The organism is Acidibrevibacterium sp., assembly GCF_049965395.1.
Taxonomy (GTDB): Bacteria; Pseudomonadota; Alphaproteobacteria; order Acetobacterales; family Acetobacteraceae; genus Acidibrevibacterium; species Acidibrevibacterium fodinaquatile.
In genome coordinates, this window is the sequence record NZ_JBMFWJ010000022.1 from 1 (window position 1) to 15020 (window position 15020).

Genomic DNA, 15020 nt, shown 5'->3' on the forward strand with positions numbered 1-15020 from the left:
GGGTAAGACCCGCCGCCAAGCCGAGCAGCGAGGCGACCGATGGAGCCGCACCGCCAAGCAAAAAACCGCCCCAAGGAACGCCCGGATCAGCCCATGGTCCGGGCGATCTCTTTGCCGGGCGTTTTATGGACGCCGGCGCCTTCGATTTTGCGGACACCTTGCGGACAATTTTTCGATATATTCCAGTGAACCTAGCGTAACTCTTTGATTTTGTGGTGAGCCCGGTGGGATTCGAACCCACGGCCCCAAGATTAAAAGTCTCGTGCTCTACCGGCTGAGCTACGGGCTCGCGCGCCCCTTCAACGATAAAGGGCGCCGCACGTCAATCCTTGACGTCGGTCGCAAGGCGCATCCGCACGATGCGGTCGGGATCCTTGACGATGCCATTGGGGCCATCGCCGCGCTTGATGTGATCGACGAACTCCATCCCTTTGATTACTTGGCCCCAGATCGTGTACTGGCCATCGAGGCCGGGCGCCGGGGCGAACATGATGAAGAACTGGCTATTGGCGCTGTCGGGATCGGCGGCGCGCGCGGCGCCCACGGTGCCGCGCAAGAAATGCGCCTTGTTGGTAAATTCGGCGGGAATATTCGGCAGTTTCGACCCGCCGGTGCCGGTGCCGGTGGGATCGCCGCCCTGGGCCATGAACCCCTCGATCACCCGGTGGAACGGGGTGCCGTCATAAAACCCCTGCTTGCAGAGGGTCTTCACCCGCTCGACATGCTTGGGGGCAAGGTCAGGGCGCAGCAGGATCACCACCCGCCCGTCCTTGAGATCGAGATAGACCTCGTTCTCCGGTGTCGCCGGCGGGATGGCCGCCTCGCTCTCTTGCATCATGCCTCCAAAAATCAGGGTTATGGTTGCGAAAAGCCATGTCCGACGATGAATCATCCTCGGTTTTCCTTCTTGATGGTCACGCCGCCCCGCCGCCGAGCCGCGCCAGCACGCGCTCTCTCGTCAGCGTAGGCACAAAACTCGCGATGTCGCCCCCGAGCAGCGCGATCTCCTTGACGAAACGCGACGAGATGAATTGATGCCGCTCGCTCGCCATCAGGAACACCGTCTCGATATCGGGCGCGAGCCGGTAATTCATCCCCGCCATCTGGAACTCATAATCGAAATCCGACACCGCGCGCAGCCCGCGCAGGATCACGGTTGCGCCAACCGAGCGGGCAAACTCGACGAGCAGCGTGTCGAACGCGGCCACCGCGATCTCGGTGCCGCTCGTCTGCGCCACGCGCTCGGTTTCGGCGCGCACCAATGCGACCCGCTCCTCGAGCGGAAACAACGGCCCCTTGCCGGCATTGATCGCAACGCCGATGACGAGACGCGGCAGGATCCGCGCGGCGCGCGCGATAATATCGAGATGGCCATTGGTGATCGGGTCGAAGGTGCCGGGATAGACGCCGATCCGAGACCTATTCGCCGCCTCACTCATCGCCGATCCGCGGCTTCGTCTCCGCCTCCTCGCCGTCTTCCTCGAGCACCGGAAACACGCTCATCACCCGCTCTCCCTCGCCGAGCCGCACCAGCATCACCCCCATCGCGGCGCGGCCAGTGATGCGCACCTGATCGGCGGGCAGACGGATCAGCCGGCCGCCATCGGTGACCAGCATGACGTCATCGCCGGGACGCACCGGAAAACTCGCGGCAACCGCATGGCCGTTACGCGCCCCAAGCGTGATATTGGCGATCCCCTGCCCGCCGCGCCCGGCGACGCGATATTCATAGGCCGAGGAGCGCTTGCCGAACCCCGCCTCGGTCACCGTCAACAGCAATTCCTCCGCCGCTTCCAGCGCGGCGAAGCGTTCCGGCGCCAGCGCCACCTCGGCGACCGGCCCCTCGGCCGCGGGTTCGTCCCCGGTTCCGTCCTCCGCGGCGGCCTCGTTCTCGCCGGGATCGAGTTCCGCGGCGCCATGCTCGCCGCCATTGCCGCGCCGGCGGGCACCCGCCAGCCGGAGATAGGCGGCGCGTTCCTCGATGCTCGCCTCGACATGGCGCAACACCGAGAGGCTGATCACCTCGTCCTCGCGGCCGAGCCGGATGCCGCGCACCCCAGCGCTGTCGCGCCCGGCAAAGACGCGCAAGCTCTCCTCGGTGATGGTGAAGCGCAAGCAGCGGCCGCGCCGGGTCGCGAGGAACACGTCATCGCCCTCGCGGCAGGTAGCAACCCCGATCAGCCGGTCACCCTCGTCCAGCTTCATGGCGATCAGGCCGGCGGCGCGCATATTACGAAAATCCGAGAGCCGGTTGCGCCGCACCGAGCCCGACGCGGTCGCGAACACCAGATGCAGACCGTCCCAGAGGCTCTCGTCCTGCGGCAGCGGCAGCACCGCCGTCACCTGATCGGCGCCGAGTTCGGGGAGAAAATTGACCAAAGCGCGGCCCTTGCCGGTCGGCCCGCCTTCGGGCAGGCGCCAGACCTTCTCGCGGAACGCCTTGCCGCCGGAGGAGAAAAACAGCACCCATTGATGGGTATGGGCGTTGAAGCTGCGGGTGATGACGTCATCGCCCCGCGTCGACGCCGCGGTGCGGCCGCGGCCGCCGCGATTCTGGGCGCGGAAGGTCTCGAGCGGGGTCGATTTGATGAACCCGTCGCGAGTGATGGTGACCACCATCTGGCGCGGCTCGATCAGGCTCTCGTCATCCTGGTCGGCAATGCCGTCGGCGATCTGGGTAAGGCGCGGCGAGGCGATACGGGCGCGGATCGCGCGCAATTCCTCGGCCATCACCTCCATCCGCCGCGGATGGGAGGCGATGATCGCGAGCAATTCGCCGATGCGTTTCGCGGTTTCGACGAGATCGGCGTGGATCTTGTCGCGCTCAAGCCCGGTCAAGCGCTGCAGGCGGAGTTCGAGGATACCGCGCGCTTGCGTCTCGGTGAGCCGCACCAGGCCGCCGATGACAGCGTTGCCGGCGTCATCGATCAGCGCAAGCAGCGGCGCGATGTCCTCGGCCGGCCAGTCGATCCCCATCAGCGCCGCCCGTGCCGCCGCCACATCCGGGCTCTGGCGGATCAGGCGGATCACGAGGTCGATATTCTGGACGGCGATCGCGAGCCCGGCGAGGTGATGGGCGCGGTCACGCGCGGCGGCGAGTTCGAAGCGGGCGCGGCGGAGAATGACCTCCTCGCGGAAGGCGATGAAGGCGACCAGAGCGTCTTTGAGCCCCATCTGGCGCGGCCGGCCGCCATCGAGGGCAAGCATGTTGACGCCGAAGCTGGTCTGAAGCTGGGTGTGGCGAAAGAGCTGGTTCAGCACCACCTCCGCCGTCGCCTCGCGCTTCAACTCGATGACGATGCGCATGCCGTCGCGGTCGCTCTCGTCGCGGAGATCGGAGATGCCCTCGATCTGCTTGCCGCGCACCATCTCGGCGATGCGTTCGAGCAGCGTCGTTTTGTTGACCTGATAGGGGATCTCGCGCACCACGATCGCCTCGCGGTCGCGGCGGATCTGCTCGATTTCGGTGCGCGCGCGCAAGACCAGGCTGCCGCGCCCGGTCGCAAACGCGCTCTGGATGCCGGCGCGGCCGAGGATCAGGCCGCCGGTCGGAAAATCCGGCCCCGGCACGATCGCCGTCAACGCGGCGAGCGAGAGATCGGGATCATTGATCAGCGCCAGCGTCGCATCGATGATCTCGCCGGGATTATGCGGCGGGATATTGGTCGCCATGCCGACTGCGATGCCGCTCGCGCCATTGACCAGGAGATTGGGGAAGGACGCCGGCAGAACCCGCGGCTCGCGCTCGCTCTCGTCGTAATTGGGCTGAAAATCGACGGTATCCTTATCGATGTCGTCGAGCAGCGCCATCGCGACGCGGGCCAGCCGCGCCTCGGTATACCGCATCGCCGCCGGCGGATCGCCGTCGATCGAGCCGAAATTGCCTTGGCCATCGATCAGCGGCACCCGCATCGAAAAACCCTGCGCCATGCGCACCATGGCGTCATAGATCGCGGCGTCGCCATGCGGATGGTATTTGCCCATGACATCGCCGACGACGCGCGACGATTTGCGATAGGGCTTATCCGGCGTCCAGCCGGCTTCCTGCATGGCGTAAAGAATGCGCCGATGCACCGGCTTCAACCCATCGCGAACATCGGGGAGCGCGCGGCTGACGATCACCGACATCGCGTAATCGAGGTAGGAGCGGCGCATCTCCTCCTCGATGGTGACCGGCTGCACGCCGAAACTCGGACCGCCCTCGGGCGGCTCGGGCGGGCTTGGCGGTGTTTCGCTCATGTCGGGATCAGAACGGGATCTCGTCGTCGAGGTCGCCGGCCGGCGGCTCCCAGGCGGTCGCCGGGCGGCCGCCCGTGCTCGCCTTTTCAGCCCGCGCCGGCGCTGGCGTGCCGCGACCCTCGCCGCCCTCGGCGGCGCGGCCATCGAGCATGGTGAGTTCGCCGCGGAAACGGGTCAGCACCACTTCGGTGGTGTATTTTTCCTGGCCGCTTTGGTCGGTCCATTTGCGGGTCTGCAACGCGCCCTCGACATAGACCTTGCTCCCTTTGCGCAGATAGCGCTCGGCGACATCGGCGAGGCGTTCGTTGAAAATCACCACCCGGTGCCACTCGGTGCGCTCCTTGCGCTCGCCGGAGGCGCGATCGTTCCATGTCTCGCTGGTCGCGAGCGTGAAATTGACGATCTTCGTGCCGTCCTGAGTGTTCCGCACTTCCGGATCGCGGCCGAGATTGCCGATCAAAATCACCTTGTTCACACTGCCAGCCATGGCGACGGTTCACTCCTTGGGGGCAAGCTCGTCGCGGACAAGCTCGCGGTCAATGTCGGGCGCGCACTCTACCCCGCCCGGCGCGCCTTTCCAAGCGCGCCCCTTTTCAAGGGTGGTGGGGGCTGCCATATCCGACATTCGGCCTCCGCCCACAACACACCCTCCCGGACCCTGCCGCATGCCTGGCTCCATCATCGTGCGTGGCGCGCGCGAGCATAATCTCCGCGATATCGACGTCGCCATCCCGCGCGACAGCCTAACCGTGATCACCGGGCTTTCGGGGTCGGGGAAATCCTCGCTCGCCTTCGATACCATCTACGCCGAGGGCCAGCGCCGCTATGTCGAGAGTCTCTCATCCTATGCGCGGCAATTCCTCGAACTCGCCGGCAAACCCGATGTCGACAGCATCGAGGGGCTGTCGCCGGCGATCTCGATCGAGCAGAAAACCACCAGCCACAACCCGCGCTCGACGGTGGGCACGGTCACCGAAATCCACGACTATATGCGCCTCCTCTGGGCCCGCGCCGGCACGCCCTATTCGCCGGCAACCGGCCTCCCGATCGAGGCGCAGACGGTGAGCCAGATGGTCGATCGGGTGCTCGCGCTGGCCGAGGGCACGCGGCTCCTCCTGCTCGCCCCGGTGATCCGCGACCGCAAGGGCGAATACCGCAAGGAACTCGCCGAATTGCAGCGCCGCGGCTTCACCCGCGTCAAGGTCGATGGCAAGATTTACGAGATCGATGCCGTGCCGGCGCTGAACCGCAAGCTCAAACACACGCTCGAGGCGGTTGTGGACCGCATCGTCGTCCGCCCCGACATCGCGACCCGCTTGGCCGATAGTTTCGAGACCGCGCTCGGCCTCTCGGACGGCATCGTCTATGCCGAGAACGCGGCGAGCGGCGAGCGGACGGTGTTTTCCAGCCGCTTCGCCTGCCCGGTGAGCGGCTTCACGATCGAGGAGATCGAGCCCCGTCTGTTCAGCTTCAACAGCCCGCATGGCGCCTGTCCGGCCTGTGACGGGCTCGGGGTGGAAGGCTTCTTCGACCCCGCCCTCGTCGTCCCTGACGAGCGCGTCTCTCTCGCGGATGGCGCCGTTGCCCCCTGGGCCCGCGCCGACACCCCCTATTACGCCCAGACCCTCCAAAGCCTCGCCCGCCATTTCAAGGCGAGCCCGCGCACGCCCTGGTGCGATCTGCCAGCCGCGCTCCGCGAGGTGATCCTGTTCGGCAGCGGCACGACGCCGATCGCGATCGACTATAAGGACGGCGTGCGCGCCTACACCGTGACCAAGCCGTTCGAGGGCGTGATCCGCAATCTCGAACGGCGCCTGCGCGAGACCGACAGCGTCTGGGTGCGTGAGGAGTTATCGCGCTATCGAGCGGAAAAACCCTGCGCGGCGTGCCATGGCGCGCGCCTCAAGCCCGAGGCGCTGGCGGTAAAAGTCGCCGGCAAGACCATCGCCGAGGCCTCCGACCTTTCGATCCGCGCCGCCCATGACTGGTTCGCCGGCGTCGCCAACCAGCTTTCGCCGCAAAAACGCGCCATCGCCGAGCGGATTTTGCGCGAAATCGGCGAGCGGCTGCGCTTTCTCGTCGATGTCGGGCTCGATTATCTGACGCTCGCGCGCGGCTCGGCGAGCCTCTCGGGCGGCGAGAGCCAGCGCATCCGGCTCGCCAGCCAGATCGGCGCCGGGCTCACCGGCGTGCTCTACGTCCTCGACGAGCCCTCGATCGGCCTCCATCAGCGCGACAATGCCCGGCTGCTGGCGACCCTGCGGCGGCTGCAAAAGCTCGGCAACACCGTCCTCGTCGTCGAGCATGACGAGGATGCGATCCGCAGCGCCGACCATCTCATCGACATGGGCCCCGGCGCGGGAACCGAGGGCGGGCGGGTGGTTGCGGAAGGCACGCCGGCCGAGGTCGCGGCCCACCCCGAAAGCCTCACCGGCGCCTATCTCTCCGGCCGCGCCCGCATCGCGGTGCCGGCGAAGCGGCGGCCGATCGCGCGCGGCAGACAGCTCAAAATCATCGGCGCCCGCGGCAATAACCTGAAAGCGATCGACGCCGCCATCCCGCTCGGCGTCTTCACCTGCATCACCGGCGTCTCCGGCGGCGGCAAATCGACGCTGATCATCGACACGCTCTACAAGGCAGCAGCGCGGCGGCTGATGGGCGCGGCCGAGGTCCCGGCACCGCATGAGCGCATCGAGGGGCTCGAGTATCTCGACAAGATCATCGATATCGACCAATCGCCGATCGGGCGCACGCCGCGCTCCAACCCCGCGACCTATACCGATCTCTTCGCGCCGATCCGCGACTGGTTCGCCGAACTCCCCGAGGCGCGGGCCCGCGGCTACAAGCCCGGCCGTTTCAGCTTCAACGTCAAGGGCGGCCGCTGCGAGGCCTGCCAGGGCGACGGCGTGATCAAGATCGAGATGCATTTCCTCCCCGATGTCTTCGTCACCTGCGATGTCTGCAAGGGCAAGCGCTACAACCGCGAGACGCTGGAGGTGAAATTCCGCGACCGCTCGATCGCCGAGGTGCTGGAGATGACGGTGGACGAGGCGTTCCCGTTCTTCTCGGCGCAAACCCGCATCCGCGACCGGCTCGCCATCCTGCGCGAGGTCGGGCTCGGCTATATCAAGCTCGGCCAGCCCGCGACGACGCTTTCCGGCGGCGAGGCGCAGCGCATCAAGCTCGCCAAGGAACTCGCCCGCCGCGCCACCGGCCGCACGCTTTATATTCTCGACGAGCCGACCACCGGCCTTCATTTCGAGGATGTGCGTAAGCTCCTCGGCGTGCTCCATACCCTGGTCGATCAGGGCAATACCGTGGTGGTGATCGAGCATAATCTCGAAGTGATCAAAACCGCCGACTGGCTCCTCGATCTCGGCCCCGAAGGCGGCGAGGGCGGCGGGCGGATCGTCGCCGAGGGCACGCCGGAAGCGATTGCGGCCAATGCCGCGAGCCATACCGGCCGGTTTCTGGCCCCGCTTCTCGCCCCCGTGACCGCGCCACCGGTCGCGCCGCCGGCGCGGGCGAGGCCTCTACGCAAACGCGCCTGAGATGGCGGCGAACCCGCACGCGCCGCGGCGGCCGCGCCGGTTCGACCGCAATCTCATCGTCATCGGCGCCGGCGCCGGCGGCCTCGTCGCCGCCTATCTCGGCGCCGCGCTGCGCGCCCGTGTCACCCTGATCGAACGCGGACGGATGGGCGGGGATTGCCTCAATTCCGGCTGCGTCCCCTCGAAAGCACTGATCCACGCCGCCGCCGCCGGGCTCGATTTCGCCGCGGCCAAGGCCCGGATCGAGGCCGCCATCACCGCCATCGCACCGCACGATTCGATCGCGCGCTACGAGAGCCTCGGCGTCGATGTCCGAGTGGGTGAGGCACGGCTGCTCGACCCCTGGCGGGTCGCGATCGGGGGGGAAATCCTGACCACCCGCGCGATCGTCATCGCCGCCGGCGCCGCACCGGTGATCCCACCGCTTCCCGGCCTCGCCGAAGCGCCCTTCGTCACCTCCGAAACACTTTGGGATCTCGCCGATCTGCCGCGCCGCCTCGTCATCCTCGGCGGCGGCCCGATCGGCTGCGAGCTGGCGCAGGCCTTCGCCCGCCTCGGCGCCGCGGTCACCCTCGTCGAACAGGCGCCAAGCCTTCTGAGCCGCGAGGATGACGAGGTCTCGGCCCTGCTTGCCAAAGCCATGGCGCGCCAGGGGATCACGCGGCTCACCGGCCACCGTGCGCTGGCCGTGACGCGCGCGGGCGACGGCTTCGCATTACGGGTCGAGAGCGAGGGCGGGGGCGAGGGCGGGCCGCGCGAGATCGTCTTCGACCGCCTGCTGATCGCGATTGGGCGCAAGCCGCGCGTCGCCGACTACGGTCTCGAAGAGATCGGCGTTCGCCTCACGGCACGCGGCACGGTCGAGACCAATCCCTGGCTGCAAACCAATTATCCGCACATCCTCGCCTGCGGCGATGTCGTCGGCCCGTGGCAATTCACCCACATGGCCGGCCATCAGGGCGGCATCGCCGCGCTGAACGGCCTTTTCGGCTGGCTCTGGCGGCTCCGCCCGCAAGATGCCGCGGTGCCCGCCGTCACCTTCACCACCCCCGAGGTCGCCCGCGTCGGCCTCAATGAGCGTGCGGCGCGGGAGAAAGGCATAAACTACGAGGTGACACGCTACGATCTCGCCGAACTCGATCGCGCCCTGATCGAGGGCGAAAGCGAGGGGTTCGTGAAAATCCTAACCCCGCCCGGGCGCGACCGGCTGCTCGGCGTGACCATCGTCGGCCACGGCGCCGGCGAGATGCTGGCGCCGGCGACGCTCGCGCTGCGCCACCGCCTCGGTCTCCGAAAAATCCTCGCGACCATCCAGCCCTACCCGACGCGGAGCGAGGCGCTGCGCGCCGCCGCCGGAATCTGGCGGCAAAACCACGCCTCTCCCCGCGCGCTGGCCTGGCTCGCGCGGCTGCACGCGTGGCGACGTGGGGGTGAGGGGTGAGGGGTGAGAAATAAATAAAAAAACGAGAAAAATGTTCTTTTTTGAAAAAAAGAACCAAAAAACTTTGCCTCTGAGTTCAGCCGGCGGCAGCGATCGCTTTGCCGGCGGTAAGGCGCCAGATGCGGTCGAGCCGCTCGACGCCGGTCAGCCGGTGAGTGATGAGGAGCACGCTCCGCCCCGCCGCCGCCTCGTTGAGGGTCGCAAGGAAATCCCGTTCGGTCGCGGCATCGAGCCCGGCGCAAGGCTCGTCGAGGATCAGGATCGGCGCCGGTGAGAGCAGCGCCCGGGCGAGCGCGAGGCGCCGCCCCTGGCCGCCGGAAAATCGCGCCCCGCCCTCGCCGACCCAGGTATCGAGCCGCTCCGGCAGAGCCGCGACGGCATCGGCGATACGCGCCGCCGCCAGCGCCGCCCACAGCGCCGCCTCGTCGGCGTCAGGGCGGGCGAGCAGCAGATTAGCGCGAATGGTATCGTCGAAGAGATGCGTCGTCTGGCCGAGCCAAGCAATCCGGCGGCGGATCTCGGCGGCCGGCACGCCGGCATAATCGGCATCGCCGAGCAGAATCCGCCCGCTATCGGGTCGCACAACCTTGAGGGCGAGGGCGGCGAGGGTCGATTTCCCGGCGCCAGAAGGACCGAGCAGCGCGGCATGGGCGCCTGCCGGGAGGTCGAGGCTGAGCCCATCGAACACTGGCCGACGGTCGGCCTGCCAGCGGAACGAAACCGCCTCAAAGCGCAGCGTATGGTCGCGCGGCACGAGCCGCAGCGGCGGCTCTGCCATCGCCACTTTCTCCTCGGCCGCCTCCACCACCCGCGCCGCCGCCGCCGCGACCTTGCCCGCAAAAGCGCCGGCGCGAGGCAGAACGGCAATCGCCTCGAAGGCGGCGAGGGTGAGGAACACCAGGGTCGCGCCCGCGACCCCAGCCGCCGCCCCGGCCGGCATGGCCGCGACCACCAGCAACACCGCGAACACCGCCGCCTGCCCAACCAGCATCGCCGCCGCCCCGGCGCGGGCGAGGCCGCGCGCCTCGTCATGCTGGGCCGCGAACAACGCGCCACTCCGCGCCTCTATTTGCGCGAGCATCCTGCCCTCGGCGCCAGCGGCGCGCACCTCGCGAATGCCGCTCACCGCATCGAGCACGGCAATCCGCAACCCTGCCGTCGCCAGGCCAAGACGCTGGCCAGCAGCCAAGGTGCCGCGCGCCGCACGCCACGGCAGAAAGACAGCCGCGAGCAAAAACAACACCGCAAGCACCGCCGCGAGCGGCCAGCTCTCGCGTCCGGCAACGATGATCAGCGCCGGCAGCAGCACCAAAATCGTCGCCAGCGGGATCAGGAAGCGAAGATAGAGCCCATCCAGCGCCTCAATATCGTTGACCAGGCGCGCCAGCACATCACCGGCGCGGCGAAAGCCGAGGCCGCCGGCGGCACGGCGGGCAAGGCCGCGAAAGAACCAGACGCGAAGATCGCCCAACGCGCGGAACATCGCGTCATGGCTCACCAGACGCTCGCCATAGCGCAGAATGACGCGGCTCGCGCCCAGCGCGCGCAGCCCGCCCGCCAAGCCGACGCCGATCCCGGCGGCGCCGATCAGGCCACCGGCGAGCCGGCCGCCGGCGCCAGCCATCAGCGCGACCCCGGCGGCGGCGGAGACGAGCGCAATGAGCCCGCCGAGCGCAAGCATCGGCCAGCGCCGCCGCCACAGCGCCATGATACGCAAAACCGGTCGGATCGCCGCTCTCATGCCGCCCCCCGCGCCGCGAAGGCGACCACCCGCCCATCGCGGAGATCGAGACGCTGGCCGCCGAATTCACGCGCTGCCGTCGCGTGGCTCGCCAGAACAACCGTCCGCCCGAGCGCCAGCCGCCGCAAGCTCGCGATCACCTCTGCCTCGGTCGCGGGGTCGAGATGCGCGGTCGGCTCGTCGAGCAGCAGCAGCGGCGCGTTCTTGAGATAGGCGCGGGCGATCGCGACGCGTTGCGCCTCGCCGCCCGAAAGGCCGAAACCGCCCTCGCCGATCTCGGTCTCGAGCCCGTGCGGCAGATGGGTGGCGAAATCCGTGACCCGGGCGAGGCGGGCCGCCTCGCGCACCGCCTCATCGCTCGCCGAGGGGCGGGCGAAGCGGATATTCTCGGCCAGGGTTCCAGCAAAAATCATCGGTTTTTGGCCGATCCAAGCGGTGAGTTCGGCGAGCGCCGAAGGCACGATGGTGGTGATATCGGCGCCGTTCAGCAAAACCCGCCCTTGGTCGGGGCGGATGAAGCCGAGCAGGATTTCGAGGATGGTCGATTTTCCCGCCCCCGACGGCCCGACCAGCACCAGGCTCTCACCCGCGCTGATCCGGAAGCTGACATCGCTGAGCGCCGGGCCACGCGCCGGATCCCAGGTGAAAGACACCCCCGAGAACGCGACACTGACACCGCTCGCGCTGACATGGCGGATCGCCGCCGCCGGCGCTGATGGCGGCGCCTGAGGCAGGGCGGCGAGGACGCCGGCGCTGGCATGCGCCTGCATCCGGTCCTGATAGGCCGCGGCGAAGGCGCGCAGCGGGGCAAAGAATTCCGGCACCAGGAGCAGCAGAAACAGCGCCGGGAACACCGGCGCCTGCCAAAGATGCAGCGCAAACCCGACCAGGGCCGCAACCATCGCGAGATCGAGCACGGTCGAGGAAAGAAACGCGACCCTGAGTACGCGCAGCGTTCGCCGGCGCAATTCATCGGCGGCGGCTTGGAGCCGGACGGCCTCGTCCTCGGCGCGGCCATAGAGCACGAGGGTTGCAATGCCGCGCACCCGGTCGAGAAAGCGCGCCTGCAGCCGCGCCATCGCGAGAAACTGCCGCCGCGCCGCGCGCGCCGCGCCGATCCCGGCGAACGCCATGCCGGCCGGCACCAAAAGCCCGGCCAAGAGCAGCGCCAATGCCGCCCAAGGATCGACCACAGCCGCCGCCACCAAGACCAGCGCCGGGCCAAGCACGGCAAGCCCGGCAGCTGGCAGCCAGCGGCCATAGAATCCGTCCAGCCCCTCGATGCGGTCGATCGCCGCGGTCGCGATTTCGCCCGAATGCTGGCGGCGGAGCAGCGCCGGGCCGGCCTCGAGCACACGCGCCATCACCGCAGCGCGCAGCCGGCGCCGCCCGGCGATACCGGCCCGGCTGGCCGCGACCTCGGCGACATAGGCAAGGCCAGCGCGGAGCAGGGCGAGCAAAGCAAATCCCGTAAGCGGCAGGGCGATCGCGGCCGGCCGGCCGATCAGGGCATGAGCAAGGAGGGCGGCGATCGCCGCCGCCTGGCCGATGCCGCACGCAACCCCCGCCAGACCGAGACCGATCAAAGGCACGACCAAGGGCCGCGCCGCCCGGCTCTCGGCCTTCAGCCAGGCAGCGTCTTGCGAGGTTTGCGTGCTCATGTGGCGACGGACAATGCGAGAGCACGCCGAAAGAAACAAGGTGGCATGGCATTCTATGGACAGATTTTGAACGGGTCGGCTTTGATCCGGATCAAGCGTTCAGACGATATAAGGTCGGCCGCCGCTCATGCCAGCAGTCCCGAGATTTCCCCCGCCAGCGCCGTGAGTTCGGCGCCGGCGCGGGAGTTCGGCGCCGCTTCGCTGATGCCAAGGCCGCGGGCGAAGGCATTGGCAAAGCCCGCGCGGTTGCCGAGGGCGCTGGTCAGCAGCGCAAGCCCGCGCTCGGCGATGTCGGCCGCCATCGTCTGGCGCAGGCGGGATGCGGCGCTCGCGCGATTGAACACCAGATGCACGGTGCGGCGTTCGCTCGCGGCGAGCGCCAGCGTCCCCTCCGCCGCCCAGAGATCGGGCGGGCTCGGCTGGATCGGCACCAAGACCAGATCGGCGGCACGGAGAGCGGTGCGCGCATCGGTCGCGATCTCGGGCGGGCTGTCGATCAGGATCATGTCGAAATCGCGCTTGAGCCGGTCAAGCTCGGCCCTGAGCCGCCAGCCCGAAACATCCGAGAAGCCGAGCGGCACACGCTCTCGCCCCGCCGGCAAGGCCGTGCGCAGCGCGAACCAACGGGCAAGGCTTTTCTGCGGATCGATATCGAGGAGGGCGACACGCCGCGTTGCCGCGAAGGCGACGCCGAGATGAGCGGCGAGCGTGGTCTTGCCGGCGCCACCCTTTTGTTGCGCAATCGTCAAAACCACCGCCATGTTTCACCCCCGACACCCATCGCGCGCTGCGATGACCTCAAAAAAGAGGTTCTTTTTTAAAAAAAGAACCAAAAAACTTTTCTCCCGTTGGACAGTGCCGCAGGCACTGCCCGTGCCGAGGCATTGGCAACTCCGAGAAAACAGGACAAACGTCTTTTTGCTTCTTTTTCTTCAGAAAAAGAAGAACTTTCTTCTGGCGGATAACTTCGTTAGCGTCCCTCGATCAGCTCGATCTTGTAGCCATCCGGGTCTTCGATGAAGGCGATGATGGTGGTGCCGAATTTCACCGGCCCCGGCTCGCGGGTGATCTTCACCCCGGCGGCCCGCAGTTCGGCGCACGTCGCCGCGACATCGGCGACGCCGACCGCGAGATGGCCGAAGCCGGTGCCGAGGTCGTAGCCATTATCCTGGCCCCAGTTATAGGTGAGTTCGAGCACGGTATGGCTCGCCTCGTCGCCATAGCCGACGAAAACCAGGGTGTATTTGCCGTCCGGCACCTCGCGCCGGCGCAATTCCTTCATGCCCATCAAACGCGTGTAGAAATCGACGCTCTTTTCGAGGTTTTTCACCCGCAGCATGGTGTGCAGATAGCGCCTGGTGGGTTCGGTCATGATGGCTCCTTTGCGAAAAAATCATTCGATCAGCACTTCGCTTTGCGCCGCCTCGGGGTCGAGGCTGAGCAGGAACAGGCCGGCGGCATCAGCCGCCGTGATCATCGCAGCACGGGCGGTGATCATCGTGCCATGCGCCTCGAAAGCGATGCCGCGAAGCCCGGCTTCGGCGGCGCGCCGCACCGTCTCCGGCCCGATGGTAGGCAGATCGGCGCGGCGATCCTGCCCCGGTTTGACCAGCTTGACCAGCACCCCGCCCGGCCCCGGCCGCGCCAGCGCCCGGCATCGTGCGAGCATCGCATCCGTGCCCTCGATCGCCTCGACCGCGAGCACGATACCCTGCTGCACCACCGCCGCCTGCCCGACATCGACGGCGCCGAGCGCCCGCACCACCGCAACCCCGCGCGCGATGTCGCGCCTCGCCGCGGCATCCGGCGCGACGGCGCCGAGAAGCCCCGGCGCCTCGACCAGCTCGGCGAGAATTTCATGCGCGCCGAGCACGCGAAACCCCTCCTCGCCGAACACCCGCACGATGGCGGCGAGCAGGCCGTCATCGCCGGTGAAGGCGGCGCGGCCGATGCGCGCCAGAATCCGCGCGCCTTCGGCATCGGGACGCAACGCCAGCAGTGACGGGCGGCGCACCGGCCCGACCAGAACGATATCGCGGCACCCATGCCTACGGAGCAGCTCGAGAATCCGCCCGGCGGCGCCGAGCCGGGCATAGGCATGCGGATAGGGCGCCAGCATGTCGGGGTCGGCGAAGCCCTCGAAGCCGATCACGAACACCGCGCGCCCCGCCGCCACCGCCGCCGCCGCAACCCGCCCGGGGAGCGGCCCGCCGCCGGCGAGAATGCCGAGCGTCGGCGCGCCGGCCTCAACCATGAGACTCAAAACCTTGTGTCATGTGCCGCATAGAGCAAGGAAACCGCGGTCCTGCCAAGCCTGGCAAGCGCCGCGACACGCGGATTGATCTGGCTCAAGGCGCGACGCCCGCCCCCGGCGCAGGTAGTGTTGC

At 68.1% G+C, this 15020-nt stretch carries 12 protein-coding genes and 1 tRNA gene; 3 read left to right on the forward strand and 10 right to left on the reverse strand.

What is annotated here, in order from left to right; translation table 11 throughout:
* Window positions 1–200, forward strand: a 200-nt coding sequence (locus tag ACP5M5_RS08355; RefSeq protein ID WP_427936663.1) for a hypothetical protein, incomplete at its 5' end; no start/stop codon positions are given.
* A gap of 13 nt (window positions 201–213) precedes the next feature.
* Here the strand turns inward: ACP5M5_RS08355 and ACP5M5_RS08360 are convergent.
* The 5 genes from ACP5M5_RS08360 to ssb all read right to left on the reverse strand — a co-directional run bounded on the left by ACP5M5_RS08360 (window position 214) and on the right by ssb (window position 4726).
* Window positions 214–289 (reverse strand) — tRNA-Lys (locus ACP5M5_RS08360).
* A gap of 33 nt (window positions 290–322) precedes the next feature.
* Entirely contained in the window at window positions 323–835 is a 513-nt protein-coding gene (locus tag ACP5M5_RS08365; RefSeq protein WP_427936702.1) for a peptidylprolyl isomerase, read from the reverse strand.
* A gap of 79 nt (window positions 836–914) precedes the next feature.
* Window positions 915–1439: a pantetheine-phosphate adenylyltransferase gene (coaD, locus tag ACP5M5_RS08370; RefSeq protein ID WP_427936664.1), complete on the reverse strand. Its 525-nt coding sequence runs from the start codon at window positions 1437–1439 to the stop codon at window positions 915–917.
* On the reverse strand, window positions 1432–4239 hold the full coding sequence (gene gyrA, locus ACP5M5_RS08375; RefSeq protein ID WP_427936665.1) for a DNA gyrase subunit A: 2808 nt from the start codon (window positions 4237–4239) through the stop codon (window positions 1432–1434). Before gyrA ends, coaD begins: the two co-directional genes overlap by 8 nt.
* A 7-nt stretch (window positions 4240–4246) precedes the next feature.
* Complete coding sequence (ssb, locus tag ACP5M5_RS08380) at window positions 4247–4726, reverse strand: single-stranded DNA-binding protein (RefSeq protein WP_427936666.1); 480 nt, start codon at window positions 4724–4726, stop codon at window positions 4247–4249.
* 178 nt (window positions 4727–4904) lie between these two features.
* On the opposite strand from ssb, the gene uvrA reads away from it, so the two are divergent.
* Entirely contained in the window at window positions 4905–7790 is a 2886-nt protein-coding gene (uvrA, locus tag ACP5M5_RS08385) for an excinuclease ABC subunit UvrA (RefSeq protein ID WP_427936667.1), read from the forward strand.
* 1 nt (window position 7791) lies between these two features.
* Window positions 7792–9231 carry a dihydrolipoyl dehydrogenase family protein gene (locus ACP5M5_RS08390; RefSeq protein WP_427936668.1) on the forward strand — a complete coding sequence of 480 codons (1440 nt, stop codon included), beginning with the start codon at window positions 7792–7794 and terminating at the stop codon, window positions 9229–9231.
* Window positions 9232–9307: 76 nt separating this feature from the next.
* Here the strand turns inward: ACP5M5_RS08390 and cydC are convergent, their stop codons facing one another.
* The 5 genes from cydC to ACP5M5_RS08415 form a co-directional block, all read right to left on the reverse strand.
* Window positions 9308–10972 (reverse strand): thiol reductant ABC exporter subunit CydC, encoded by a 1665-nt coding sequence (gene cydC / locus ACP5M5_RS08395; RefSeq protein WP_427936669.1) that lies wholly within the window; start codon window positions 10970–10972, stop codon window positions 9308–9310.
* Entirely contained in the window at window positions 10969–12633 is a 1665-nt protein-coding gene (gene cydD, locus ACP5M5_RS08400; protein ID WP_427936670.1) for a thiol reductant ABC exporter subunit CydD, read from the reverse strand. The genes cydC and cydD overlap by 4 nt, the downstream gene beginning before the upstream one ends.
* Window positions 12634–12758: 125 nt before the next feature.
* The gene (parA, locus tag ACP5M5_RS08405) at window positions 12759–13394 is read right to left on the reverse strand and encodes a ParA family partition ATPase (protein WP_427936671.1); all 636 of its coding nucleotides are present in this window, start codon (window positions 13392–13394) and stop codon (window positions 12759–12761) included.
* A 209-nt stretch (window positions 13395–13603) separates the two neighbouring features.
* Entirely contained in the window at window positions 13604–14005 is a 402-nt protein-coding gene (gene gloA, locus ACP5M5_RS08410) for a lactoylglutathione lyase (RefSeq protein WP_427936672.1), read from the reverse strand.
* Between the two features lie 21 nt (window positions 14006–14026).
* Window positions 14027–14887: an LpxI family protein gene (locus ACP5M5_RS08415; protein WP_427936673.1), complete on the reverse strand. Its 861-nt coding sequence runs from the start codon at window positions 14885–14887 to the stop codon at window positions 14027–14029.
* Window positions 14888–15020 lie beyond the last annotated feature (133 nt).